Origin of the sequence: Geobacter sp. FeAm09, from assembly GCF_008330225.1 — a bacterium.
In the GTDB taxonomy this organism is placed as follows: Bacteria; Desulfobacterota; Desulfuromonadia; order Geobacterales; family Pseudopelobacteraceae; genus Oryzomonas.
Genome location: NZ_CP042466.1, coordinates 3,159,818 through 3,184,794, shown reverse-complemented (window position 1 = coordinate 3,184,794; position 24,977 = coordinate 3,159,818). Strand labels below are relative to the sequence as shown.

Sequence of the window (24,977 nt, the reverse complement as noted above, 5' to 3'; positions counted from 1 at the left end):
CACCCTTGGTCAAGGAAACCGGGTGGAGGTGGGAACGTCCCGTGAGAATCAATCCCTGAAATCGCCGTTATGCAGGTGCCCCCAGGTTATCTTTATGGCGGCGGCGATGGGCAGGGCCAGCAGGATACCCCAGAAGCCGAGCAACTCGCCCAGCGCCATGACCATGATGATGGTCACCAGGGGATTAAGATTCATGGAACCCTTGAATACCAGCGGTTTGATCACGTACCCTTCCAGGAAGTAGATCACTCCGAAGGCGGCGGCGGTCTGGGCCAGGCTGGACATGGTCTGGTATTTGAACCAGGCGAAGAACAGTGCCGGCAATGCGGCGATAAACACCCCGATAAAGGGGAGCACCGAAGCGGCGCCGGCAAAGATGCCGCTGATGATGGGGTGGGGGATGTCCAGTATGAAAAGCGCCGTCAGGGACAGGACCGCCACGATGATGGAGACGATGGCCTGCCCCCGCAGATACCCGCCTATGCTGGTATTGACCTCGCGGCCGATATGAAGGAGGATCTCGCGGCGCTGTTCCGGCACCCAGGAGGCAGCGGTATCGATGATGGTCTGTTTGTAGTAGAGCATGAAAAAGACCAGGATCGGGGAGAGGACGATATTGAATATGTTGAAAAATATCCGGGTACCGAAGACGTACACCCAGGCACCGGCCTTTTCTGCCGCCGTATCCACATTGGCCGAAACCTTGTCCAGCAGCCACTGGATCTCTTCCGAACCGTAACGGTCGGGAAGCCGCGACTTCCATTCCAGAGCGGCCTGCTTGATCCTCTGGATATAGGTGGGTAGTTCCGCGAGGATACCGTTCCAACTGATGGTGAGCTTGGGGAGCATGAAGGCAAAAAAGAAGACGATCAGGATACTGAGGGCGACGTAGAGCAGCCCCAGGGCAACGAGCCGTTTCATGCCGCGCCGTTCGGCCTGCACGAGCAGCGGATCGAGGAGATAGGCGATTATCCACGAGAGGAGAAAACAGGAAATGGTGTGCTGAAGGGCGTATCCGGCGGCGGCCAGCAGGCAGAGCAGCAAAATGATGGCGATCAGCCGGCCGTAATCGCTCCGGTGGACCCCCTGGTGTTCGCTATGGTGTTCCATGGCCGCCTTCCTTACATACGCGATGAAAGCAGCGTTTCCGAATCGACCGTGAACAGGTTGTTCTCGTCGAGCCAGGTTTTGACCCTGCTGGCAAGGAAATCGTCCTTCATTGCCATAAGCCGTTCCTCCTCTTCGGGAAAGAACGAGAGGATCTCCTTGATGTCGCCATAGGGCTTTCTGCCGGCCAGGGAGCCGTTCAGGATGCTGCGCAGGCCCGTATCCTGGATGGCCCCGATGAAGCCGGACATAAGCTGCCGCTCGACGCCGTAATCGAAGCGGGGAATCTCCAGAAAACGGTCCCGGCCGTTGTCCATCTGCTGCCAGACGTCTTCGTCCTCCAGTGTGGTGGGGATGAAAAAGACCTCGCCGGTATAGCGGTCGAGAAAGTAGACCCGGTCGCTCTGCCCGCTGGTGAAGGCATCCATCAGTTCATCCCAGACAATTTCCACATTATGTATAACAGCCATGACGCTCGTTCCTCTTATCCTGTTGACATATCATGCAAGTGACAGCACAATCTCCGGCATGCGAACCATCTTCCTGGCCGATGCCCACCTGAAAGCGCCGACGGACCCGAATTACCGCCTGCTGCTCCGCTTCCTCGATTCCCTGAAGGGGAGCACGGAAACCCTGTTCATCATGGGTGACCTGTTCGACTTCTGGCTGGGCTTTCCCTCCCACCCGTTCCGCCAGTACGACGCCGTCCTGGAAGCACTTGGGGATCTGGCCCGCAGCGGCTGCCGCATCGTGTACTTCGAAGGCAACCACGACTTCCATCTGGGCACCATCTTCAGCAAGCAGTTGAAAGCCGAAATCCACAGCGGCCCGGCCGCTGTGACGGTACAGGGGAAGCGGCTTTTTCTCTGCCATGGGGACCAGATCAACCGGGAAGACCGCGGCTACCGCCTGCTGCGCCTTGTGCTGCACAACCGTCTGGTCGCCTCCGCCGTCCGGCATTTCCCGCCATCCCTGGCGCTGAAGGTCAAGGAGCATCTGCAACGCACCAGTCAGTCCGGCTACCAGGTCAAACGGGAACGCTGGAACTACCGGGAGATCATCCTCGCCTTTGCCCGCTCAATGCAACGACAGGGGTACGATGGGCTCGTTACCGGCCATTTTCACCTGGCGTTTCGCGAGGAGTTGTCCCTCCCGTCCTTTACCGTCCTTTCCCTGGGGGACTGGATGGAACAGCTCACCTACGGCGAGATGCGGGGCGGGGAGCTGCACCTGTGTGCCTACCGGCCATAACAGCCCTTCGTCCGCCCGAAGCCCCCTACCGCCTGAAAAACTCCTCCAGCGCCTGTTCCCCCACCTGGGACGACTTGATCTTCCACCGGTCCTGATTGATGACCAGCGCCACCAGCGCTATGCGCGGCTCATGGGCCGGCGCGTACGCGGCAAACCAGGAATAATGCCCCTTGGGGGAGGTCCCGTCGATGGAGCCGGTCTTGGCGGCGATATCGATCCCGGCCAGCATCGGCCGTCCCCGGCGATCATGGAAAGCGCGCCGGGAGGTGCCCCGGGTAACGGTATTGGAGAGCATCTGGGTGAGGGATGCCGCCGTTTCGGGCGAGACGAGCCGGCGCAACTCACGGGGCTTATGCCCCTCTTTTTCCGCCCCGGTGGCGCTGACCACCTTGTCGGTCAGGGTCGGGGCCATCATCCGCCCCTGATTGGCGATGGCTCCCATGATCACCGCCGCGTGCAGGGGCGATATCTTGACCTCGTGGTCGAGACCCGCACCCATCAGCATCAACGCGTGACCCGGTTGGGGGTCGCCGGCCTTGCTTACCTTGACCGGAACGCCGGGAAAAAGCGCCTGATTGAAGCCGAATTTATGCACATACTCCATGACCGACGCCTTGCCGGCAATATCATTGGCGACCCGTCCGTAGACCGGGTTGATGGACTTGCCCATGGCATAGCCCACATCCATGCGATTGTTGTTGCCCCGGGGGCTGATATCCCAGTAGCGGGGATTCTCCGAATAGGGCGCACCCCGAAATTCGACCACCGTCTGGGGGGTGATCTTCTTGTTTTCCAGGGCGGCGGAAGCGGTGATGATCTTGAATAGCGACGCCATGGGATAGAGATCGAAGAACGCGGACTGCACCCACTGGGGATCGACGGAAGAGTAGGACGTCATGGCCAGGATCCGGCCTGTTGAGGGTTCAATGGCCACAAACACCCCGAAGGGCACCTGTTTTTGGGCCATGAAATCATGAACCCGCCTCTGCAGATCGTCCCTGATGCTGTAGTGCAGGGTGTCGCCGCCCGTGCTGCGGGCCGTGAGCTGTCCATCGGTCGCAACCGCCGTATCGAACAGGCGCACCGCCGCCTCGAAACTGCCGTTGGCCGGGGGCTTCGCCGCCTCGGCCGCCTTGATGTCGGGGGTGGAGTGGGAATGGAGCCATAGCGTCATCGCCCGCACCGCATGGGGTGACTTCTGGTACACAAGGGCGCAGACCGGCGTCAGCGCCAGCACGATGGCCAGGAACAGGAGGAGGTGCTTCAGCCGTTCGCGTTGTTTGCCTACCGGGATGGGTAGCCGCAAGACCGTGCGCTCGCCAGAGTCCTTGATTCTCCTGTTGCTGCGATAGAAGCCGAAAAAACGGAAGCCGGAAAACTGCTTTTTTCTGGATAGATGTTTAAGGTCCTGCATGGCATTCCGGGAATAGTGAGTCCAAGTAAGATAATGAGACTATACCGTCAATTGGCGGTCTTTGTCAACGAATGCCGGGCGCGTCGATGAGAACGTCCGGCCTCAGAAGGTGTTGATCCGGTGTATAAAGGCCAACAGCAGGCCGTAGTGGTGGTGGTCGAACTTCATGGTTATGCGCGGCAGGTCGATCAGGTCCGGCTGGTCCGCCTCTTCGGGCATTGCCCCGCAGCAGACGATGCGCTCCCCATTCTGGAGCAGCTCGGGGAACTCTTCCTCCAGGGTGCGGACCTGATCCGGGTCGAGCGCTTTGTTCAACCGGATGACGAGGCGGTGGTCGATGAAGCGCATGGAGTGGTAGATGCGGTAAAAGGTCTCGATGACTTCGGCCGCCTCCCGCTCGTCCCTGGTGATGGTGAACAGGGAAAAATCCTCCCCGGAAATGAAGCCTTTCACCAGCAGGCTCCGTTTGACAAAGGCGAAGAACTGCTCCCAGTAGCCCCCCTCGTCGTCCACCAGGATCAGCGGTTTGGGCGAGGTCTTGCCGGTCTGGATGAGGGTGAACACCTCCATGGCCTCGTCCAGGGTGCCGAAACCGCCGGGGAAGACCACAATGGCGTCGGCCTCCTTGACGAAAGCCACTTTGCGATTGAAGAAGTATTTGTAGGTGATCAGGCGCGGGTTGCGGTACATGACCGGGTTCGGCTGCTGTTCGAAGGGGAGCCGGATATTGACGGCAAAGGAATTTTCGCTGCCCGCCCCCTCGTTGCCGGCCTGCATGATGCCGGGGCCACCGCCGGTGATGATCATATAGCCCTTATCCGCCAGAAGGCGGCTGAAGCTGACGCACTTGCGGTACATCTCCTCATCCCGCCCGGTGCGGGCCGAGCCGAAGATGGTGACCTTCTTGCGGTCGCGATACGGGCCGAAGACCCGGGCCGTGAACCGCATCTCGCGCAGCGTGCGGTTGATCAGCTTGAGATCCGCCGGATAATCGACCTCCTGACCGATCTTGAGGGTTGACAGGATCATCTCGCGGATGATCTCGGCGTGGTGGATGCCGCCGGCCGCCTCCACCAGCCGGTTGATCACCTGGTCGATTTCGGCGTTGGGTCGTGAAAAGCTGAGTTCCATTACCACATCCTTGCGATGGATTGGGGAGATGACCAGATGCACCCTACCACAGGTCAGGGCGCAAATCAAACGCCACCGACAGAGCTTGACCGCCCGGTCATGGCGCCAAACAACCATCTTGCATTCAGGTGGGACGTATAGTACTATTTGCTCTCTTTTTCTTCCGCCACTAGGGCACTTATCCACGAAAACCAATCAATTCAAGGAGTGTTTCGGCCATGCTGGACTTCATGCGCAGGAAGAAGGAATCCATCATCATCAAGATCGTCTTCGTCGTCATCGTGCTTTCCTTTATCGGCACCATGTTCCTGGTATGGGGCAAGGGGAGCGAGGGAATCGGCGGGCGCGGGGGGTACGCGGCCAAGGTCAACGGCACCAAGATATCCCTGGAAGAATACCAGAACGCCTATCAGCGCATCCGCAACATCTACCAGCAGATCTATGGCCAATCCATCACGCCGGACATGGAAAAGACGCTGGGCCTGAAAAAGGTGGCCCTGGACAGTCTGATCGACAACGTCCTGATCGCCAGGGAAGCCAAGTCCATGGGAATCAAGGTGTCCAAGGAAGAGGTGGCAAACTCCATTGAAGCGCTGCCCACCTTCCAGAAGGACGGAAAGTTCAATTTCGACCTGTACCAGCAGCTTTTGCGGAGCAACCGCCTGACCCCCAAGGACTTCGAGGAGGGACAGAAACAGGAGCTGCTCCTTTCCAAGACCCGCCAGGCCATCAAGGACAAGGCTACGGTCAGCGACGACGAGGCCCTGGCCCAGTACAAGAAGGAAAACGACAAGATCGATCTGGAGTATGTGTCCTATGCGCCGAACGAGGTGATCGCCGAGGTGAAGCCGACCGACGGGGAGCTCAACGACTATCTGCAGAGAAACCAGAACGAGTTCAAGACGCCTGAAAAGACGGCCCTCTCCTATATCCTGCTCGACCCGGCCTCCCAGGCGGCAAAGGTGACGGTTTCCGAAGAAGAGATCCAAACCTTCTACCAGAAAAATATCGACCGCTGGCAGGGCAAAGACGGCATCCTCCCCCTCAAGGAGGTCAAAGAGAAGGTCAAGGCCGACGCCCTCAGGCAGAAGGCGGCCAAACAGGCCTTTGAGCTGGCGGCCGATACCCTCTACAAAAATGCCAAATCCAATGATCTGAAACAGATCGCCGGGCAATTGAACCTCAAGGTGCAGGAAACGCCGCTGTTCGACGCAAATGCCCCGGCAGCCGTCCTGAACGGTGAGACGGCCGTCATCAAAAAGGCCTTTGAACTCAAGGAAGGCGAAGTGGGCGGCCCGGTCGAGACCGCCAAGGGGATCTACATCATCAAGGCCAGGGAGCGCAAGGCCGCATCCGTCCCGCCGCTCAACGAGATCAGGGGGGCTGTGGAATCAAAGGTCAAGGGAGCCATGGCGGTGGAACTCGCCAAGAAAAAGGCTGCCGACGCGGCCCGGCAACTTGCCGCCAAAGGGACGCTCAGGACCCAGGCCACCGGTACCTTCGGCTTCTCGGACAAGGGCGACATCCCGGCGATCGGCAACGCCCCCGACCTGATGGAGGCGGCTTTCAAGCTGACCGCAGCAGCGCCGGTGACCAAAGAACCGTTCAAGGTAGGCAACCGCTGGTATGTGGCGCGCCTCAAGCAACGCATCGAGGCCCCGAAAGCGGACTTCGAGAAGACCAAGCAGCAACTCAAGCTGAAGATGCTGCCCAAGAAACAGGAAGAAGCCTTGGCTGCCTGGACAAAGGGCCTCAGGAGCAAGGCCAAGATCGAGATCAACCAGACGCTTATTGCTGAAAAATAGGAGAGAGATCATGTCACAACCCGTTTTGCAGACCGATTTTCCCGGCCTGAATCTCATGGCCCGGGGCAAGGTGCGCGACATCTACGACCTGGGAGACACCCTGCTGCTGGTCACATCGGACCGTATCTCGGCCTTTGATGTCATCATGAACGAGCCGATCCCGGACAAGGGGTTCGTGCTGACCCAGATATCCGCCTTCTGGTTCCGCCAGATGGAGGACATCGTCAAGAACCACATCATCTCCACCGATGTGGCCGATTACCCGGCGGCGTGCCAGCCCTACGCCGATGTGCTCGCGGGACGGTCCATGCTGGTGAAAAAGGCCAAACCGCTGCCGGCGGAGTGTATCGTGCGCGGCTATGTCTCCGGCTCCGGCTGGAAGGACTACAAGGCCAGCGGCTCCATTTGCGGCATCACGCTCCCGGCCGGGCTCCTGGAGTCGGACCGGTTGCCGGAGCCGATCTTCACCCCTTCCACCAAGGCGGAACTGGGCACCCACGACGAAAACATCTCCTTCGAGAAGATGGCTGACATCTGCGGCCGCGAACTGGCCGAGCAGGCCCGCGACTATACCATCAGGATCTACACCCGGGCCCGGGACCTGGCCGCCCAGAAGGGGATCATCATTGCCGACACCAAATTCGAGTTCGGCGTGTACGAGGGGGAGCTGATCATCATCGACGAGTGCCTGACCCCGGACTCCAGCCGTTTCTGGCCCAAAGACCTGTACAAACCGGGTGGGCAGCAACCCAGCTTCGACAAGCAGTTCCTGAGGGATTATCTGGAAACCCTCGATTGGGGCAAGACCGCCCCGGCCCCGCCCCTGCCGGCGGAGATCGTCGAAAAGACCGCCGAGAAGTACCGCGAGGCGCTCTTCCGCATCGCCGGCATCCGTATATAGGCACACCGGTTTACCCATCATGCAGAAAAGGGGGAGGGCGATGGCCCACCCCGGCGTGCTACCAAGAAAGTCCCCGCCATTGGCGGGGACTTTCAGACCATTGACAAACCCCGTCTTTTCAGGCGGGGTTTTCTATTTTCAGGGTTATGAACGGTTCGAGTGTAATTTGCCTGAGTGTTGTTATTAGCGAATAGAGGTCCTTGGCAATCCATTTATAGAGCTTCCATGGCTTTCTAAACGTCTGTAACAGCCCCAATAAGCGCAATAAGTCGTCCCGGTCTACCACCAAGGCGATCTTTTTCATGTTTTGGACCGCTGCGCATAACAGACACTGCTCAAAGACCTTGCCGATCCCACGTAGTCGCGCATAACGATGACCGTGCAGTTGTTTGGAATCGGCAAAGCTCCGCTCGACCGTTTCCTTTCGTCTGCGATAGATCTCTTTACCCTGTTCCGTGTAGCGATGCTCATTGATCCGGTCTTTATGGTCCTGCCAGATGTGCCGGGTAACTATCTTGGTGAAGTTGGCAGATTTGGTACATTGGGGCTGAAGAGGGCAGGACTTGCATTGGGATGAATCTGAAGCGTAATGACGATAGCCTATGCGATCGGTGGTTCGGTAACGAAGAAGGTGGCCTTGAGGGCAGCTATAGACGTCGGTTGCCGCATCGTAGCGGTAGTCGCTCTTACGCAGATAGCCTTTGATATGGGTGGGGCGGCGATAGGCAATGGCGCCGTAGATATCCCTCTCTTCAAGCCCTTTGCAGATGCCGGCGGTGAAGTAGCCGGCATCGAGACCTACCGCCTCCACATCGAAGCCGAAGCGTTCCCGCTGACGGTCGAGGCGAGCAAGATAGGGAATGCTGTCATGGACGTTGCCAGGGGTGACAAAGGTATCGGTGATGATGCTGTGACGACTGTCAACCGTGCGGTGGTCTAGATAGAAGAACCCTTCCGGTTTGCCTTCACGCACCATATAGCCGCTATCGGGATCGGTGGTGCTTACCTTGGTTGCCTTGACTTCCGGGGCAATCTCTTTGGCTTTTAGCGGTTTCTTACCGTGGGCTTCTCGGTCCTGGTCAATGTCCTCTTCCAGTCGTGCCATATAGTCGCGAGTCGATTTCTGAACATCGAGGACTTCGAACTTGTGCTTGTTGGCATTGGCCTTGAGGTGAGTTGAATCGCTGTAAAGAACACTGCCATCCACCATCTTGCGATTGGCAGCCTGGACCACGATCTCGTCAAAGATGTCCTGATAGATCGTGCTCTCGGAAAAACGCCGGCGGCGGTTCTGGCTGATAGTTGAAGCATCGGGCACCTTGTTGGTCAGGCCAAAGCCCAGAAACCAGCGATAGGCCACGTTGACCTGAATGTCCCGGACTAACTGCCGCTCACTGCGAATGCCGAACAGGTAGCCGATAAAGAGCATCTTGAACAGGACTACTGGATCAATTGCCGGACGACCGTTGTCGGCGCAGTAGAGGCTCTTTACTCGCTCACGGATAAACCCGAAGTCGATAGCCTTGTCAATTTTGCGCAGCAGATGATCAGAAGGAACCAGTTCCTCAATACTCACAAACTCCATGGAAATCTGACGGGTGTCGTTCTCGATAAGCATGCAAGCATTATAAAAAAAGTCCCCGCCAGAGGCGAGGACTTTGTCAGCAGTCTGAAAGTCCCCGCCATTGGCGGGGACTTTTTTTATGATCTTATGGACAGAGAGCCCCGCCAGATTCCCCAGGAATCCGTGAGTAGCGAGGAATTGGTACCTTCTGACCACCTGCGGCAACGCGTTGAATTCTGGATTCATCCGGGAGATGTTTTCCGGTATGATCGGTAAATCTGGCCATAACGCTGGTCATGGCTTTTACTGCTCCTTCCCGGCTAGAGTGCCGCCGCGATGGCTGCGCCTACCTGGCTGGTGTCGGCATTGCCGCCCATGTCGGGTGTTCGCGGTCCTTCGCCGAGTACGCTTTCCATGGCGTTGACGATGGCGTCGTGCGCGGCTCGGTACCGTGGTTCGCCATTGCCCAGGAAGTCGAGCATCATCGCTCCGGACCAGATCATGGCAGTGGGGTTGGCGATGTTTTGGCCGGCAATGTCGGGGGCGGAACCGTGCACCGGTTCGAACAGGGAAGGAAAGGTGCGCTCGGGGTTGAGGTTGGCCGATGGCGCGATGCCGATGGTGCCGACACAGGCGGGGCCAAGGTCGGAGAGGATGTCGCCGAAGAGGTTGGAGGCCACCACCACGTCGAAACGTTCCGGGCTGAGGACGAAGCGCGCGGCAAGAATGTCGATATGGTACTTGTCCCAGGCGACCTCCGGGTACTGCCGGGCCACCAATGCCAGCCGCTCATCCCAGTAGGGCATGCTGATGGCGATGCCGTTCGACTTGGTGGCGGCGGTCAGATGCCGTTTGGGCCGGCTTTGGGCCAGGTCGAAGCCGAATTTCAGTATCCGGTCCACCCCTTTGCGCGTGAAAATCGACTCCTGCAGGACCAGTTCCCGCTCGGTGCCTTCGAACATCCTGCCGCCGACGTTGGAGTACTCGCCCTCGGTATTTTCACGCACCACATAGAAGTCGATATCACCCTGTTTTTTGCCGGCCAAGGGGCAGGGCACCCCCCGCATCAGCCGTACCGGCCGCAGGTTCGCGTATTGGTCGAAATCCCGGCGGAACTTGAGCAGCGACCCCCAGAGGGAGATGTGATCGGGTACCACCTCCGGCCATCCGACCGCGCCGAAATAGATGGCGTCGTACGTCTTGAGCGTCTCGAACCAATCGGCTGGCATCATCCGGCCATGCCGCAGGTAATAGTCGGCGCACGCCCAGTCAAAATGCGTGCAGTCAAGCTCGATGCCGAACCTGCGGGCGGCGGCTTCGAGTACCCTGAGCCCTTCCGGCATCACTTCCCTGCCGATGCCGTCCCCTGGAATAACCGCGATTTTGTGAGATTTCATCCTTCGCTCCCGTGCTGCGTGATTTTTGCGGCTCATGCGAGTCAAAACCACTTTATCATTTCAATTCCGTGAAATAATCAGCTAATATGTGAATATAAAGGACACGAATAGTGAATAATCTGCCGCCGCTCGAAGATCTGCGACTGTTGTGCGCCGTGGTGCGCAACAGGAGTTTCGTTGCCACCGCCACGGAACTGGGGGTGTCCCCGGCCTATGTCAGCAAAAGGATTGCCCTGCTGGAGGATGTGCTGCATGTGCGCCTGCTGCACCGGACAACCCGGCGCGTGAGCGTGTCCGAAGACGGGGAACTGGTGTATCGGTGGGCCCAGCGGATTATCGAGGACGTGGAGCAGATGGCCGAGTCGGTCACGACGGCAAAGACGACCCCGCGGGGGCTCCTGCGGATCAGCGCCAGCGCCGGTTTCGGCAGAAAGCGCATTGCCCCGGCGCTTTCAGAGCTTGTCGAGCTGTATCCCCAGTTGCGCATACAGCTCGAACTGCTTGCCCGCCCGGTTGACCTGATCGGGGAAGGGTTCGACATCGACATCAGGATCGGCGGCACGTCCGAACCGAATCTGATCGCCCGGCGCATCGCCGCCAATTCGCGCATTCTGTGCGCTGCGCCCGCCTATCTGGAACGGCGCGGCGTGCCCGCGCGGGTCTCCGACCTGGAGCGGCACGATTGCCTCGTCATCCGCGAGCGCGACCAGAGTTTCGGGGTATGGAGGCTGAAGGGACCCCACGGGGTGGAGACGGTCCACGTATCGGGGCCGCTATCGTGCAACAACGGCGAGATTACCCGGCAGTGGGCTCTTGATGGGCATGGAATCATGCTGCGTTCCACATGGGACGTGGCTTCCCGGGTGCGGGAAGGGCTTCTGGTCAGGGTGCTCCCCGATTACCAGCAGGAGGCGCACATCGCAGCGGTCTATCCGCTGCGCCTGACCGAATCGGCAAAGGTGCGGGTCTGTGTGGAGTTCCTTCAGCAATGGCTCGGCCGCTGACGGCTTGTGCCGCCCCGCGCCGCCTTTGCGCCCGGATTTAGGCTGTTTCCTCCCCGGCAGGGGCCTCTTCGCGGTTTTCGTCGCTTGAGGCGCTGTTCCTGGCCGCCAGCTTGCGCTGCTGCTTTTCCTCGTTCTTTTTCTTCCGCTCCAGTTCCTTCTGCTTTTTCTGAAACTGGAAATTAGGTTTGGCCATCGTGTCACTCCCTGACGAGGTGATTTTCAACAAAAAAAGCCCCGAGTATTCCCCGGGGCTTTTGAGGCCAATTACGGCGCTGATTAGGCTCTCTGTACGTTGGCGGCCTGAAGCCCTTTCGGACCCTTGGTGATTTCAAACGTTACGCTATCGCCTTCAGCAAGGGATTTGAAGCCGTTGCCTTCGATTGCGGAAAAATGACAAAAAACGTCTTCCCCATTTTCCTGCTCGATAAAACCAAACCCCTTGCTGTCATTAAACCATTTTACTGTTCCGTTTACCATTTTCTTGCTTTCTCCTGATACTGCTCTAAATTTCGTCGGGAAATATTCCGAACGTAGTGTGACCCTATCAGCTTTGAATGAGGCAAGTCAAGCTAAAAAACATAATATTTTGCCAGATACAATAATATACCTGTTGAAATGTGGACTTTTAGATAATAAAAACAATTATAACATTACGTTGTGAATATTGTGTCTGAATGATGCTAACCGTGATTGTTGCCGGAAGTTATACTGAACTTACTACCGAGTACAAACGGTAAATATTATAAATAACCTTGCTAATATATGTATTGAGGCGTATTATTAATAATATTACTGAATTTGAACGGGCGATACTTGTAATGGGGGCAGACCGGAAATGGTGATTTCAATCATTTCTAAAAAGAAAGCGATATGACACCATGGTAATCAAAGTCGGTAACATTGTAAGTCACACGGGCGCGCTTGAATGGGGCGCCGGCAAGGTTATGGAAATAACGTCCTCCTCGGCGCTGATCCAGTTCAGCGACGGCAAAAACAGAAAAATCGCCGTATCCCACTTTCCCACCCTGCAACCGGCCGCTCCGGGCTCCTTTTTACCCGCTCCCGAAGTACCTGTCGTGATGAAGGCGGTCCGGGCTCCCAAGACATCCAAGGCACCCAGAAAGAAACTGTAAAACCGTCAGGAAAACCTGCAGCGGCAACGGGCCCCCTGTCATCGGCAGAGGGCCCGTTGCCGTTCATATTCCCTATGCCGGGGTGCTCGCTACGGGTGTATAATAGTCTGGAAGGGCACGCCGCCTTCGGAACAAGTCGGGAGGTACGTCATGAAAGTCTTGGATGTCATCGTAACGGTATTACTGCTTATCGGGGCCCTTAACTGGGGCCTGGTAGGTTTCTTCGGCTTCAACCTCGTGGCCGCCTTGTTTGGCGAGGCGGGGGCGATCACCAGGCTCATCTACGCCGTTGTCGGTGTGGCGGCCCTGTATGAAATCGGCTGCTTCACGTTCGGGCTCAAGGAGACCCAGCATCGTTGGTGCGAAACAATCGCCACCATCAAACATTAATCGGAACACTCCCGAAGGCGGGGAATGAGATCTTCTCCGGGATCGGTCCCGGGGGGATGACCCACAGCGCAAGGCGGCCGCATGGCCGCCTTGTCCGTTTGGGGATAGCTCCCGGTCAGCGGGCGGCGGCGGTGCCGCCGTGGGCCGGGATGCGGATGAACTGCGCCAGGGCGAGGGAGATCACCCCGAGGGCGGCGCCGCCGAGGAAGGGGATGCGGTAGTCGATCATCCAGAGGTAGCCCCCCAGGGCCGGCAGGAAGACGGCGGCGACGTGGTTGATGGTGAAGCCCACGGCCGAGGTGGGGGCGATATCCTGGGGATCGGCGATCTTCTGGAAGTAGGTGCGGATGGCCACGGCAAAGTTGTAGAGGATGCAGTCGATGATGTACATGGCGGCCACCATCCCCTTGGACGAGGCGTAGGCGTAGGTGAGAAACACCGCGATGACGCCGATGTACTCGATGCTGCAGAGCAGGCGCTCGCCGAAGGCGTTGATGGCCCGGCCGATGAGCGGGTTGATGAACCAGTTGATGGCGTTGTTGATGATGAAGAGCAGGGTCATCTCCCGCACCGAGAAGTGGAACATCTTGACCAGCAGGAACATGGAGAAAACCATGAATACCTGGCGTCTGGCCCCGGACATGAAGGTCAGGGCGTAGTAGAGCCAGTAGCGCCTTTTCAGGAACATGCGCAACCGCTGGGGCGGGATGCTCTCGTGGGTCGGGTCCTGAAACATGGCCCAGACCCCCAGGCAGACCACCACGCCCCCCAGGATGAGAAACATCCCCCGATAGCCCACGTAGCCCCCGAGAACCCAGATGATCCCTGCCGAAACGATGCTGGAGACGGCCGCCAGGCTGCGCAGCCGGCCCATCACCAGCGGGGAGAGGTGGGTGGAGAAGTACTGGAGGGTCAGGGACTGGTTGGCGGTTTCATAGTAGTGGAACCCGAAGCTCATGACCAGGGTGGTCAGCGCCACGCCGGCAAAGCTGGGGAAAAATCCGGTCAGGCCGACGCCGATGCCGAGCAGGACGATGGAGAGGGCCGCCAGGCGGTGCTCGCGGATGACCATCATGGCGTACACGGCGGTCAGGGCGAGGAAGCCGGGGATCTCGCGCACCGACTGGGTCAGGCCGATGTGCTGCCCCTCCAGGTGCACGGTTTCCACGGCAAAGTTGTTGAAAAGGATGCCGTAACCCTGCATCCCCACCATGGAGGCGGCGGTCAGGACGGCCAGGAAACGGAACATGGGTTTCTGGTGAGCGGCGAACATACGCCGTCGTACCACGTTTCCGCCCCCGAAAACAAGCCTTGGCACTTCGAAATAACGGGATATAATCAAATAAACAAACGATGCGCTGCTCTCCGGCGCCCCGCAACCGGGCCGCCGGGGAGCACCACCAGGAGGTCATCATGTCCGCCGCCACCATACAGGACCGTGGGGCCGGGGCCGTCATGGGCGCTTTCATCGGCGACGCCCTGGGGCTCGGGCCGCACTGGTATTACGACCTTGCCGAACTGCGCCGCGACTACGGCGAATGGATCAGCGGCTACACCGATCCCCGGCCCGGCCGCTACCACGACGGCTGCACGGCCGGCCAGCTCTCCCAGGCCGGCTTCATCCTCAGGCTGCTGGTCGCGTCGCTGGTGGAGCGGGGCGGGTACGACGAGGCTGATTTCTGCCGCCGCATGGACGGAGAACTGCTGCCGCTCCTGGACGGCACCCCCATCAGCGGGCCGGGGGGGTACACCAGCCAGTCGATCCGCGAGTTGTGGCGGCGGCGCGTGGAGCAGGGGCGTCCCTGGGGCGAGACCGGCGGCCATGCCGACACGACGGAGGCCATCGAACGCACCCTGGCCCTGGGGGTGCGCTACGCCCAGGACCCCGCCCGGCTGGCCGGCGCCATTGCCGGCAATGCCGTCCTCACCCAGTCGGACGATACGGTGGTGTCCATGACCGTGGCCTACGGTGCGGTGCTGGGGCAACTGGTGCAGGGGCACCCCCTGGATGCCCGGCTGTCGGGCCGGCTGATGAAGCTGGTGCATAGCGGGGCGCTCCCCTTCCACGCCGTCACCGGCGACAACCTGCAGCCGCCACGGCCCGGCGACCCCGATCCGCCCCGGGCCGGGAGGTTCGCCTCCCCCGACGCCCTGCTGACCCCGTCGTACATGGCCAGCGCGGCCGCCGACCCGGATATCCGCATCGAACCGGCCTGGAAGGTGTCCATCGTCTACGGCATGCCTTGCGCGATCTACCACCAACTGCCGGCGGCCTACTACCTGGCGGCCCGTTTCCCCGACGATTTCGAAGCGGCCCTGCTGCATGCCGTCAACGGCGGCGGGCAGAACCAGGCGCGGGCCATCCTGACCGGGGCCCTGGTGGGTGCCCAGGTCGGCCTCTCCCGGATCCCGCAGCGCTTTCTGGACGGCCTGGAGGATTCCGCCGCCCTGTGCCGGCTGGCCGCCGACCTGGCCGCGGGTATCGGCACACCATAACGTCGCAGAGAAAAAACGAGGTGATGCGGATGAACACCAAGAGGATAACCTTTGCCAACAGCCGGGGGGAACGGCTCGCCGCCCGGCTGGAACTCCCCGAGGACGAGCAGCCCCTGGCCTACGCCCTGTTTGCCCACTGCTTCACCTGCTCCAAGGATCTCACGGCGGCGGTGCACATCGCCCGCGCCCTGAGCAGCCGGCGCATCGCCGTGCTGCGCTTCGACTTCACCGGCCTGGGCGAGAGCGAGGGGGAGTTTGCCGCCACCACCTTTTCCTCCGAGGTGAGCGACCTGGTGGCGGCGGCCCGTTTCCTGGAACAGGAGTATGAGGCCCCGCGGCTGCTCATCGGCCATTCCCTGGGGGGGGCGGCCGTGCTGGCGGCGGCGGCCGAGATCCCCACGACCGCCGCCGTGGTGGCCATCGCCGCCCCGTTCCGGCCGGTCCAGGTGTGGGATCTGCTGGGAGAGGCGGCGGAGCGGATCGAGGAAACCGGGCAGGGCACCGTCACCATCGCCGGCCGCACGTTCACCATCCGCAAGAGCCTGCTGGACGACCTGGATGCCCATCACCCGGAGGATACGCTGCGCCGGCTCAGGGCGGCGCTGCTGGTGATGCACGCCCCCGGGGACCAGGTGGTGGGGATCGACAACGCCACCGACATCTACCGGGCCGCCCCCCACCCCAAGAGCTTCGTCTCCCTCGACTCGGCCGACCATCTGCTGTCCGACAGCCGGGATTCCCGCTACGCCGGCGGGATCATCGCCGCCTGGGCTGGCCGTTACCTGGGGGTGCCCGAGACGCCGGTCCCCTCCCAGGCCCCGCCGGAGGCAGCCGACAGCCGGGTGACGGCCCGCACCGGGGCGGCGGGGTTTCGCACCGAGCTGTTTGCCGACGGTTTTTCCCTGGTGGCCGACGAACCGGTGGCGGACGGCGGCGGCAACGAGGGGCCTTCCCCCTACGATTACCTGCTGGTCGCCCTGGGCGCCTGTACGGGGATGACGCTCCGGATGTATGCGCGCAGCAAGGGGTGGCCGCTGGAAGAGGTGGTGGTGCGGCTGTCGCACCGCAAGGTCCACGCCGATGATTGCCGTGACTGCGACGAGAAGGAACGCCGGTTGGATACCTTCGAACGGGAAGTGGAACTGCGGGGGGAATTGGACGAGGCGCAGCGGCAGCGTCTGCTGGAGATCGCCGGGCGCTGCCCGGTGCACCGCACCTTGACGGCAGGGGTGCGGGTCGTGACCACCCTGCGGCCGGTCTGAGGCGCCGGCCGGCGTTGTGCGCGGACCGGGCTGCGTTCCCGCTGCAGCCCGGCCCCGTGACGGGGATTAATCCCGGTGGTGCTTATCCTTACGGTGGTGTTTCTTGTAGTGCCCTTTGTGTTTGCCCCGGTCGTGCCGTTCTCCCCGTTCGTGGGTGATGACGCGCTCCCGCTCCACAATGACCGTGCGGGGGGCAAGGGGGGGCGGCGGCGGTGCCGGCGTGCCGACCTGCACCCGCACGTTGGGGGTGTTGGCATCGACTCCCACCGCCACGTCGGCCGCGCCGGCCACGGTTGCCATCGTCATTGTCCCGGCCACTGCCCCGATGATTGCTTTCATGCCATACCTGTTCATGTTCGTTTCCTTTCGTGATTGGAGCTGCCGTGCGTCTCCGGCATCCCGGCACGAAAAAAGCCGGGACGCCGAATATGGTGATAGTTCGGCATCCCGGCTGTCTCAGTGAGACCCTATGGGCTTTCCGCCCCACCCTCGCGGGTGGTTTAGTCTTGTCGCGTATCTGCTGCCTGATGCTGAAACAGGCGACATTATAGAGGACAAATCTCCCCGCGTCAACCATCAGGGGAACCCGCCCCATGGACCGGCATCGGCGCTTCCGGGACGCTTCACGCCGCCGCTTCTTCACGAGCCAGCCCCCCGGCCGTCCGCTCTTCCGTGCCCCTGATGTCCCCCGTCAGGCTGCCTTGGCGATCAGGTGCCCCAGGAGCCCGTTGAGGATCGCCTCCTCTTCCCGCAAATCCGCTCGCCACGCACGATTGTCGGTTTTGCTCCTCTCCGTCTTCAGGTCGGAGAGGTAGGATTCCAGCGCATCTATCAGGACGATCCGTTCCTTTTCCGTCAATTCGAGGACTGCCATGATGCTGCCCCCTTTCTGCTGCCCGATCTCCCTTCCGGGCCGGACAACGTGCCACCACGTACCGGTGTCCTTCTTATATTCTATGCCCCCGCCCGAAGCTGGTCAATGCCCTTGGGGGGCGGGGACCAGGGGGGACGGACACCGCCGCTTCCATGCTATAATTATGGTGTAGTCTCCATGGCCGTCATCGTTGCGCCGGGGGGGATGCCTGCCCGGAGGGTGGGATGAAGGGCCGTTTGGCGAAAGGGGTGGTTGAAATGTTGCAAGGATTCGAAGTGAGCGCGGAAACGGTCAAGGCCCATATGCATGACGCAGTTCTGCCGGTCTTCGTCAATGTGCGCCATCATCAGGATTGGGACAGCGGCCTCTTCAAAGCCAGGGGGGCGTTACGCATACCTGATGACGAGGTGGAACGGCATCTCGACGAGATCCCCCATGACCGTACGGTTGTGGTGTACTCGAGCTGCCCGGGGGATGAGGCGAGTGTGCGGGCGGCTCAGGTCCTCAGGCAGCATGGCTGGGACGATGTCCACCCGCTGGCGGGCGGCTTCAATGCCTATCTCCAGGCCGGGCTTCCGGTCGAGGGTCTCGGCGGGAACGTCCCGGCAACGAAGATCATGCTGCTCTAAGGTCCCGGATGCCCCCTCCACGGGGATTCACGGGGGGGATGAGCGAGGTGTTGCGCACAGGCGGCCGTGTGGCCGCCTGTGCGTGCCCCGGATGGCGGCCCTGGTGGGAACGGCCGGGGGACGGGCTCATTTTTTCAGGGTGATGCAGAGGCACTCCCCTTCGGCGTAGACCGTTTCCCCGCTGCAGATACGGCCATGCACCAGCACCTTGCGCCCCTCGGCGGAGACGACCCTGCTTTCGATCGTCACGACCTGTTGCAGCGGCAGCAGATTGCGGAAACTGACGTTCAGGTTGCCGACCACGATCGAATACCCGGCCGCCCAGGCGGCCAATCCCAATACCTCGTCGAGCACCGCGGCCATGGCGCCGCCATGGGCATGGCCCGGGGGGCCTTCGGTCTCGGGGCCGAACCAGATGCGGGCTTGCAACTGCTGTTCCCCGTCACGGTAATAGCGCGCCCGGAAACGGTTGCCGTCCGGCTCGCCGGAGACGAAGCGCAGGGACTCCCCCACCAGCGACGGGGCGTCGAAGGGGGTCCAGCCGGCCTCACCGTTCAGGTCGGCCGGCGGGCAGAGCGTCGTACAAACTTTTTTGGCAGTAGTCTTTGTCACGGATTCCTTCCTCCACAAGAGCGCCGCCCAGGTGACGGCGGCAGGATGAGGCGCCATACTAGCAGACTCGGGCAGGTCAATAAAGGGTTTTGGGGGATGGGGGGAGCGAAAAAGGCGGCCGATCGGGCCGCCTTCCAGGTGGTGGAGCTCTTCCGCCAGGGAAAGGGTCACTTCCCGCAGCACTTCTTGTACTTGAGGCCGCTGCCGCAGGTGCAGGGATCGTTGCGGCCGATCTTGACGACGGTGAGCGGCTTGGGCTTCACCATGGCCCCCTCGGTGAAGTACCACGTACCGCTTTTGCGTTTGAACTGGCCGCACTCGTGATGTTCGTGGGCGCCCCCCTTGTCCTTGAACCGGGCGACGAATTCCACTTGGCCGATGCTGTCTTCCTGCCCCCCCTTGTCGGTGGCGATGATGTCGAGGCCCAGCCATTCGGAATTCTGCGCCCATTCCTTGGTCCCGGCATGGTCGTAGCCCTGGCGATGGTCGGGATGGGTGCTTTCGAAGATGAAGTCCATCTGCACGCCGGCATAGGCCGAATAGCGGGCCCTCATGAGTTGTTCCGCCGTTTCGGCAGGGCGCGTCCCGTTGATGACCGGTTCGCAACAGTCGGCATAGGCGGCGCCGCTTCCGCAGGGACAGGTGTTCATGTCTGGTTCTCCTTGGTGTGTTTTGTTCGCAGCCTACTCGGGTGCCACAGAACCGGCCCATTTGTCAAATGGTATCTGTGCTCATACGCCATGAACTGCACCCAGCCGCCGTAACCCGGTAAAAAAGAGCCTGAAAAGTCCAGTATCACATTGACGACCGATCTTGCGGAGTGATATTCTCGCCACCCGCAATCGTGAAATCCTTTGTCGTCGTGCGTGGTGATATGCGAAGCGTTACCTATCCCTGTCAGGAGGTGTTCCATGAACAAGAAACTCGGTTCGTTGCTGGTGTTCCTCGCGGTCTTTCTTATGGCGGCCACGTCGCTTTTTGCCGCTGCCCCGCCGAAAAAGGTGCTCATCGGCATATCCAAGATCGTGGCCCATCCCGCCCTCGATGCCGTTGAAAAAGGCATCAAGGATGAGCTTGCCGCTGCGAAGATCGCGGCGGACTACGACCTGCAGAACGCCAACGGCGATATCGGCACCGCCTCGTCCATTTCCAACAAGTTCAAGTCGGAAAAGGTGACCCTGGCGGTGGGGATCGCCACGCCGACCGCCCAGTCGCTGGTGAACACCCTGAAGGGGACGCCGGTCGTCTTCTCGGCGGTGACCGATCCGGTGAAGGCCGGTCTGGTGGCCTCCCTGCACAAGGGGGGCAAGACGGTCACCGGCGTTTCGGATATGACCCCGGTGAAGCAGCAGATCCAACTGCTGCTCAAGATCAAGAAGGTCAAACGCCTCGGCCATATCTACACCAGTTCCGAGGAGAACGCCGTGGTGCTGGCCGGTGTCGTGAAGCAGGCCTGCAAGGATCTGGGGATCGAGTACGTGGAGACCACGGTGTCCAAGTCGTCCGAGGTGAAGGAGGCCACCCAGTCCATCGTCCGCCGGGTGGATGCACTGTACGTCAGCACCGACAACACGGTGGTGTCGGCCATGAGCGCCGTCGCCGACGTGGCCATGAAGAACCGGGTGCCGATCATGTCGGCCGACCCGAGTTCGGCCGAGAATCACGCCATCCTGGCCGCCTGGGGATTCGACTATTACAAGATGGGGCGTGCCACCGGCAAGATGATCGTCGAGATCCTCAAGGGCAAAAAGCCGGAGCAGATGCCGACCCGCTTCATGACCAAGACCTCGGACATCGACCTGCTGGTCAATCTGGATACGGCCAGGAAACTCGGCCTGACCATCCCGAAGGATATCGTCAAGAGCGCCAACAAGGTCGTGGAAAACGGCAAGTTGACCAAAAAGTAGCAACCGGCGGTTGGGTCACGGAGCCGCGGAGACACGGGATTTTTTGACTAAAATGGTGAGCCGGCGCCGGGCCGCCCGGTTTTGGTGCGGCCTTGGGGCTTTGCTCACCTCCGTGTCTCCGCGTCTCCGTGGCAAACCTGTCTTTTGAGGATCATTTCACGAAGGGTACACGGCATCGCTATGATCGAAGGCATTCTGGTAGAAGGACTGATTTACGGGATCATGGTCCTGGGGGTGTTCATCACCTTCCGGGTCCTGGATTTCCCCGATTTGACGGTGGACGGCTCGTTCCCCCTGGGGGCCGCCCTCATGGTGCAGTGCATCCTGCTGGATGTGAACCTCTGGCTGGCGCTCCTGATCGCATTCGCCGGCGGGGTGCTGGCGGGCATGGTCACGGCGCTGATCCACAACCACCTGCGGGTGCCCAACCTCCTGGCCGGCATCCTGACCATGACCATGCTCTACTCCGTCAATATCCGCATCCTGGGCAACCGGGCCAATGTGCCGGTCCTGCAGCATGAAACCATCCTGACGAACGTTTCCGAGCGTTTCACGGACGTGATCCCGGACGAGTACATCCTGCTCCTGTTCTTCATCGTGGTGGCCATCGTGATCAAGGTCCTGATCGACCTGTTCTTCCGCACCGACCTGGGCATGACTCTGGGGGCCATGGGCAACAACGAGCAGATGGTCATCTCCCAGGGGGTCAACCCCAAGACCCTAAAGACCATCGGCGTGGGGTTGTCCAACGGCCTGGTGGCCGTGTCCGGCGCCTTTGCGGCCCAGTATCTGGGGTTTGCCGATGTGGGGCTGGGGCAGGGGATCATCGTCTCGGGCCTGGCTTCGGTCATGATCGGCGAGTTTCTGATCATGAAGAGCAACCGCATCGGCGTCCTGACCCTCTGCGCCATCCTCGGTTCGATACTTTTCCATGCGGTGCTGTACCTGGGCAGGTATTACGGCTATGTCATCCACATGACGCCCAACGACCTGAACCTGATCAAGGGCATCCTGATCATCATACTGCTGGTCCTGACCCAGGCCAAAAAACTGAAAAAGGTTGCCATCAAGGCGGTGGTGGAGAAATGATCGAGCTCAAGAACGTATCCATGCTGTTCAATCCCGGCACGGTGAACGAGAACCTGGCCATCAGCAATATCGACCTGAAGGTCAAGGAGGGGGATTTCATCACCGTCATCGGCAGCAACGGCGCCGGGAAGTCCACGCTTTTCAACCTCGTGGCCGGCACCATTATCCCGAGCCGCGGCGCCATCCTGGCCAACGGCAGGGACATCACGCGGGAGCCGGAGTACCGGCGGGCCCGGTACATCGGCAGGATCTTCCAGAATCCGCTCCTCGGCACCGCCTCCAACATGAGCCTGGAAGACAACATGATGATCACCTACCGGAAGGGGTTCAAGTGGCTGAAACGGAGCCTGAACAACAGGATGAGGGCGTTCTTCCGCTCGGAGCTGGTCCAGTTGAAGATGGGGCTGGAGGACCGGATGAAGGAAAACCTCGCCATGTTTTCCGGCGGGCAGCGCCAGGCCCTGACCCTGCTGATGATGGTCCTCTCCAAGCCGGAACTCATCCTGCTGGATGAGCATACGGCGGCGCTCGATCCCAAGAACGCCCAGATCGTCCTGGAGCTGACCGACAAGTTCATCAGGGAGTACAAGCTCACCTCGATGATGATCACCCACAACATGAGCCATGCCATCGAGTTCGGCAACCGCCTGCTGATGATGGACAAGGGGGAGATCATCTTCGACGTGGAGGGGGAGGCGAAACGGGAACTGACGGTGGAAAAGCTGATCGAAAAGTTCCATGAGATCCGCCACGCCTCCTTTGGGGACGACAAGGCGCTGCTCTCTCCGTGAATGGCAGCGCACGGTTGTCCGCCTGAATCCGCCCCGGATCGGCCTCCACTTCCTGGAACGGGCGGGGGACGCATGATCGGCATGCTGCGAAGACGAAAGGCCGGCACCCCGGGTGGGGTGCCGGCCTTTTTTTCCGGCCTGCATCATCCCCGAAGAGCCGCTAGAAGCAGGCCCGCACCACCCCCCCATCGACCCGCAGGGCCGCGCCGTTGGTGGCCGAGGAGAGGGGGCTGCACACGTAGACGGCCAGGCTGGCGACCTCTTCCGGGGTGGCGAAGCGTTTGAGCAGCGAGGCCGGGCGCACGGTCCGGAAAAACTCCTTCTCGAAATCGGCAAAGGATGTGCCGCCGCTCAGTTTCGCCACGAACCCGTCCACGCCCGCCGTACGGGTCGGGCCCGGCAGGAGCGCATTGACCGTCACTCCCGTGCCGGCGCAGGTCTCGGCCAGGCCGCGGGAAACCGCCAGTTGCGCCGTCTTGGTCATGCCGTAATGGATCATCTCGGCCGGGATCTGGATGGCACTCTCGCTGCTGATGAAGAGGACCCGCCCCCAGTTTTGCTCCTTCATGCCCGGCAGGTACGCCCTGGCAAGGCGGACGCCGCTCAACACGTTGACCTGGAAAAAACGCAGCCACTCTTCGTCGGAAATCTCTTCGAAAGGCTTTGGCTCGTAGATCCCCAGGTTGTTCACCAGGATGTCCAGGGAGGGGAGGTGCCGGCGCAGCCGGTCCACCTCTTCGACGTGGGCGAGATCGCCGTGGAAGCCTTCCACCGATGCGCCCGGCAGGGCGTTGGCGATCTGTTTCAGTGCCGCCGCCAGGGAGTCGCGGTCACGCCCGTTGACGACGACGTGCGCCCCTTCCCGCGCCAGTGCGGTGGCTATGGCAAGGCCGATCCCCTTGGTCGAGCCGGAGACGAGCGCCTTTTTACCGTTCAGTTGCAAGTCCATGATAGCTCCTTCTTACGTGATGTGATAGCTGTGCGGCGTTGGCTTGAGAGGCCCGACGGCCCCTGAAGGAAAGTCTATCACGATGACGGAAAAAGCAAGCGGCCGCCAGGGGGCTACGGCTCACGGAGCGGGAGGCTGCGCCGGGAAATAGGGGTTGTGTCCCCGAAAATTTCCCTGTAGGCTTGCGGAAAAATCATGCGAGATCCCGGAGGACCCTATGACAAAGGCCGATAAGGCGCTGCTGGTGGCGGCATTGACGCCGGAAGAGACCCGCTGGGCTTCGGAGCTTGCCGACAAGTTGCCCGGCGACGTGGACCTGACGTTCGAGGAGGTCAAGATACTGACCAGGATTCCCATCGACCGGTGGCCGAAGAGGCTGCTGGCCAAGGTGCGGGATGTGATCGACTTCGGGGATTTCCTCGGCGACGACCATGAGGGGGAAGAACCCTCATGACCTCGGCGTAACCGGCAACGGCTGCGAACGGATGCGACAGAACCGCTGCACCCGTTGCCGGCTGCGGACGGCCTACTTCGTCACGCCGAGCAGTTCGATCTCAAAGACCAGCGCCGCATTGGCGGGGATGGAACTGTTGCCCTGTTCGCCGTAGGCGGTCGCGGCGGGGCAGACCAGTCGGGCCTTGCCGCCCACCTTCATCAGCTGTACCCCCTCGGTCCAGCAGGGGATCACCCCCTTCAGGGGGAATTCGGCCGGTTCGCCCCGCTTGTAGGAGCTGTCGAACTCGGTCCCGTCGGTCAGGGTGCCGCGGTAATGCACCTTGACCTTGTCGCTGGCCGTGGGGGCGACGCCGGCGCCTTCCTTCAGGGAGAGGTAGACGATGCCGCTCTTGGTGGTGACGGCCCCCTTCTCCCGGCCGGCCTGGGCGAGGAACGCCGCCGCCGCGGCAGCCAGTTTTTCTCCCTTGGCATTGCGCCGCGCGGTTGCCAGCTCCTGGACCTTCTTCAGATAGGCTTCCACTTCCACGAGGGGTTTGGTCCCTGCGGTTCCGTCCGTCAGCCCCTGCCGCACCAGGTCGAGCTCTGCCGGGGTGAGGTTGAAAACGGACAATTGGCGGGCCACGATGAGGCCGATGGCATAGAGGGTCTTTTGTTCTTCGGTTTGCGGGGCCTCGGCGGCAAAAGCCGGGATGGCAATCAGGGTGGCCAGGACGGCCAGGAGCAATCTGCGCATGATGTTCCTTTCAACGGGCATGGATTTGAAGAAAGCTTTATTTTAGCAGAATTGGCGGATGAGACAACCAACAGATGCGCCG

28 protein-coding genes and 1 riboswitch are annotated in these 24,977 nt (G+C 60.8%); of the genes, 13 read left to right on the top strand and 15 right to left on the bottom strand.

The features are described 5' to 3' along the window. Nucleotides 1-48 precede the first annotated feature (48 nt). The gene (locus tag FO488_RS14995; protein ID WP_149211296.1) at nt 49-1,110 is read right to left on the bottom strand and encodes an AI-2E family transporter; all 1,062 of its coding nucleotides are present in this window, start codon (nt 1,108-1,110) and stop codon (nt 49-51) included. 11 nt (nt 1,111-1,121) lie between these two features. Next, a complete protein-coding gene (locus FO488_RS14990; RefSeq protein ID WP_149211295.1) occupies nt 1,122-1,577 on the bottom strand; it encodes a UPF0158 family protein in 456 nt (151 codons plus the stop codon). Nucleotides 1,578-1,635: 58 nt separating this feature from the next. Between FO488_RS14990 and FO488_RS14985 the strand changes: the two genes are divergently transcribed. Next, on the top strand, nt 1,636-2,358 hold the full coding sequence (locus FO488_RS14985) for a UDP-2,3-diacylglucosamine diphosphatase (RefSeq protein ID WP_149211294.1): 723 nt from the start codon (nt 1,636-1,638) through the stop codon (nt 2,356-2,358). Nucleotides 2,359-2,383: 25 nt separating this feature from the next. Here FO488_RS14985 and FO488_RS14980 read toward each other — a convergent pair whose 3' ends face one another. Together FO488_RS14980 and FO488_RS14975 are read right to left on the bottom strand one after the other, a co-directional pair. Beyond that, nucleotides 2,384-3,772 carry a penicillin-binding transpeptidase domain-containing protein gene (locus FO488_RS14980; RefSeq protein ID WP_149211293.1) on the bottom strand — a complete coding sequence of 463 codons (1,389 nt, stop codon included), beginning with the start codon at nt 3,770-3,772 and terminating at the stop codon, nt 2,384-2,386. Between the two features lie 102 nt (nt 3,773-3,874). Continuing rightward, nucleotides 3,875-4,903 carry a TIGR00730 family Rossman fold protein gene (locus FO488_RS14975; protein WP_149211292.1) on the bottom strand — a complete coding sequence of 343 codons (1,029 nt, stop codon included), beginning with the start codon at nt 4,901-4,903 and terminating at the stop codon, nt 3,875-3,877. Between the two features lie 218 nt (nt 4,904-5,121). Here FO488_RS14975 and FO488_RS14970 point away from each other — a divergent pair, with 218 nt between their 5' ends. Both FO488_RS14970 and FO488_RS14965 read left to right on the top strand, forming a co-directional pair. Then, entirely contained in the window at nt 5,122-6,708 is a 1,587-nt protein-coding gene (locus FO488_RS14970; RefSeq protein ID WP_149211291.1) for a peptidylprolyl isomerase, read from the top strand. Between the two features lie 10 nt (nt 6,709-6,718). After that, nucleotides 6,719-7,609: a phosphoribosylaminoimidazolesuccinocarboxamide synthase gene (locus FO488_RS14965; protein WP_149211290.1), complete on the top strand. Its 891-nt coding sequence runs from the start codon at nt 6,719-6,721 to the stop codon at nt 7,607-7,609. A gap of 118 nt (nt 7,610-7,727) precedes the next feature. On the opposite strand, the gene FO488_RS14960 is transcribed toward FO488_RS14965, so the two are convergent. Beyond that, nucleotides 7,728-9,227, bottom strand: a complete 1,500-nt coding sequence (locus tag FO488_RS14960) for an IS1182 family transposase (RefSeq protein ID WP_240732285.1) — start codon at nt 9,225-9,227, stop codon at nt 7,728-7,730. Between the two features lie 266 nt (nt 9,228-9,493). Further along, on the bottom strand, nt 9,494-10,570 hold the full coding sequence (locus FO488_RS14955; RefSeq protein ID WP_149211289.1) for a tartrate dehydrogenase: 1,077 nt from the start codon (nt 10,568-10,570) through the stop codon (nt 9,494-9,496). 110 nt (nt 10,571-10,680) lie between these two features. Here FO488_RS14955 and FO488_RS14950 point away from each other — a divergent pair, with 110 nt between their 5' ends. Then, nucleotides 10,681-11,574 carry a LysR family transcriptional regulator gene (locus FO488_RS14950; RefSeq protein WP_149211288.1) on the top strand — a complete coding sequence of 298 codons (894 nt, stop codon included), beginning with the start codon at nt 10,681-10,683 and terminating at the stop codon, nt 11,572-11,574. 37 nt (nt 11,575-11,611) lie between these two features. Here the strand turns inward: FO488_RS14950 and FO488_RS19500 are convergent, their stop codons facing one another. Then, on the bottom strand, nt 11,612-11,767 hold the full coding sequence (locus FO488_RS19500; RefSeq protein WP_168206055.1) for a hypothetical protein: 156 nt from the start codon (nt 11,765-11,767) through the stop codon (nt 11,612-11,614). Nucleotides 11,768-11,850: 83 nt separating this feature from the next. Continuing rightward, complete coding sequence (locus FO488_RS14945) at nt 11,851-12,051, bottom strand: cold-shock protein (protein ID WP_149211287.1); 201 nt, start codon at nt 12,049-12,051, stop codon at nt 11,851-11,853. A gap of 401 nt (nt 12,052-12,452) precedes the next feature. On the opposite strand from FO488_RS14945, the gene FO488_RS14940 reads away from it, so the two are divergent. Together FO488_RS14940 and FO488_RS14935 are read left to right on the top strand one after the other, a co-directional pair. After that, nucleotides 12,453-12,707, top strand: a complete 255-nt coding sequence (locus FO488_RS14940) for a DUF3553 domain-containing protein (RefSeq protein WP_149211286.1) — start codon at nt 12,453-12,455, stop codon at nt 12,705-12,707. Nucleotides 12,708-12,857: 150 nt separating this feature from the next. After that, nucleotides 12,858-13,097, top strand: a complete 240-nt coding sequence (locus FO488_RS14935) for a DUF378 domain-containing protein (RefSeq protein ID WP_149211285.1) — start codon at nt 12,858-12,860, stop codon at nt 13,095-13,097. A gap of 115 nt (nt 13,098-13,212) precedes the next feature. Here FO488_RS14935 and FO488_RS14930 read toward each other — a convergent pair whose 3' ends face one another. Next, entirely contained in the window at nt 13,213-14,370 is a 1,158-nt protein-coding gene (locus tag FO488_RS14930) for an MFS transporter (protein WP_149212212.1), read from the bottom strand. A 140-nt stretch (nt 14,371-14,510) separates the two neighbouring features. Here FO488_RS14930 and FO488_RS14925 point away from each other — a divergent pair, with 140 nt between their 5' ends. Further along, the gene (locus FO488_RS14925; RefSeq protein ID WP_205743412.1) at nt 14,511-15,593 is read left to right on the top strand and encodes an ADP-ribosylglycohydrolase family protein; all 1,083 of its coding nucleotides are present in this window, start codon (nt 14,511-14,513) and stop codon (nt 15,591-15,593) included. Nucleotides 15,594-15,622: 29 nt separating this feature from the next. Beyond that, nucleotides 15,623-16,855 carry a bifunctional alpha/beta hydrolase/OsmC family protein gene (locus FO488_RS14920; protein ID WP_149211284.1) on the top strand — a complete coding sequence of 411 codons (1,233 nt, stop codon included), beginning with the start codon at nt 15,623-15,625 and terminating at the stop codon, nt 16,853-16,855. Nucleotides 16,856-16,921: 66 nt separating this feature from the next. Here the strand turns inward: FO488_RS14920 and FO488_RS14915 are convergent, their stop codons facing one another. Together FO488_RS14915 and FO488_RS14910 are read right to left on the bottom strand one after the other, a co-directional pair. Then, a complete protein-coding gene (locus FO488_RS14915; protein ID WP_205743286.1) occupies nt 16,922-17,194 on the bottom strand; it encodes a hypothetical protein in 273 nt (90 codons plus the stop codon). A gap of 99 nt (nt 17,195-17,293) precedes the next feature. Further along, nucleotides 17,294-17,370: riboswitch (cyclic di-GMP riboswitch) on the bottom strand. 176 nt (nt 17,371-17,546) lie between these two features. Further along, complete coding sequence (locus tag FO488_RS14910; RefSeq protein ID WP_149211282.1) at nt 17,547-17,729, bottom strand: hypothetical protein; 183 nt, start codon at nt 17,727-17,729, stop codon at nt 17,547-17,549. A 257-nt stretch (nt 17,730-17,986) separates the two neighbouring features. On the opposite strand from FO488_RS14910, the gene FO488_RS14905 reads away from it, so the two are divergent. Then, a complete protein-coding gene (locus FO488_RS14905) occupies nt 17,987-18,358 on the top strand; it encodes a rhodanese-like domain-containing protein (protein ID WP_149211281.1) in 372 nt (123 codons plus the stop codon). Nucleotides 18,359-18,484: 126 nt separating this feature from the next. Here the strand turns inward: FO488_RS14905 and FO488_RS14900 are convergent, their stop codons facing one another. Together FO488_RS14900 and FO488_RS14895 are read right to left on the bottom strand one after the other, a co-directional pair. Further along, complete coding sequence (locus FO488_RS14900; protein WP_149211280.1) at nt 18,485-18,970, bottom strand: PaaI family thioesterase; 486 nt, start codon at nt 18,968-18,970, stop codon at nt 18,485-18,487. Nucleotides 18,971-19,137: 167 nt separating this feature from the next. Then, nucleotides 19,138-19,620 carry a YchJ family protein gene (locus tag FO488_RS14895; RefSeq protein WP_149211279.1) on the bottom strand — a complete coding sequence of 161 codons (483 nt, stop codon included), beginning with the start codon at nt 19,618-19,620 and terminating at the stop codon, nt 19,138-19,140. A 261-nt stretch (nt 19,621-19,881) separates the two neighbouring features. On the opposite strand from FO488_RS14895, the gene FO488_RS14890 reads away from it, so the two are divergent. From FO488_RS14890 to FO488_RS14880, 3 genes are all read left to right on the top strand, one after another. After that, complete coding sequence (locus FO488_RS14890) at nt 19,882-20,877, top strand: ABC transporter substrate-binding protein (protein ID WP_149211278.1); 996 nt, start codon at nt 19,882-19,884, stop codon at nt 20,875-20,877. Between the two features lie 180 nt (nt 20,878-21,057). Continuing rightward, nucleotides 21,058-21,966, top strand: coding sequence for an ABC transporter permease (locus FO488_RS14885; protein ID WP_149211277.1), 909 nt, complete (start codon nt 21,058-21,060; stop codon nt 21,964-21,966). After that, nucleotides 21,963-22,757, top strand: a complete 795-nt coding sequence (locus FO488_RS14880) for an ABC transporter ATP-binding protein (RefSeq protein WP_149211276.1) — start codon at nt 21,963-21,965, stop codon at nt 22,755-22,757. The genes FO488_RS14885 and FO488_RS14880 overlap by 4 nt, the downstream gene beginning before the upstream one ends. Nucleotides 22,758-22,917: 160 nt before the next feature. On the opposite strand, the gene FO488_RS14875 is transcribed toward FO488_RS14880, so the two are convergent. Further along, nucleotides 22,918-23,706, bottom strand: a complete 789-nt coding sequence (locus FO488_RS14875; protein ID WP_149211275.1) for an SDR family NAD(P)-dependent oxidoreductase — start codon at nt 23,704-23,706, stop codon at nt 22,918-22,920. A gap of 217 nt (nt 23,707-23,923) precedes the next feature. On the opposite strand from FO488_RS14875, the gene FO488_RS14870 reads away from it, so the two are divergent. Continuing rightward, nucleotides 23,924-24,160, top strand: a complete 237-nt coding sequence (locus FO488_RS14870) for a hypothetical protein (RefSeq protein ID WP_149211274.1) — start codon at nt 23,924-23,926, stop codon at nt 24,158-24,160. 72 nt (nt 24,161-24,232) lie between these two features. Here FO488_RS14870 and FO488_RS14865 read toward each other — a convergent pair whose 3' ends face one another. Beyond that, nucleotides 24,233-24,895 (bottom strand): FKBP-type peptidyl-prolyl cis-trans isomerase, encoded by a 663-nt coding sequence (locus FO488_RS14865; protein ID WP_149211273.1) that lies wholly within the window; start codon nt 24,893-24,895, stop codon nt 24,233-24,235. Between the last annotated feature and the right edge of the window lie 82 nt (nt 24,896-24,977).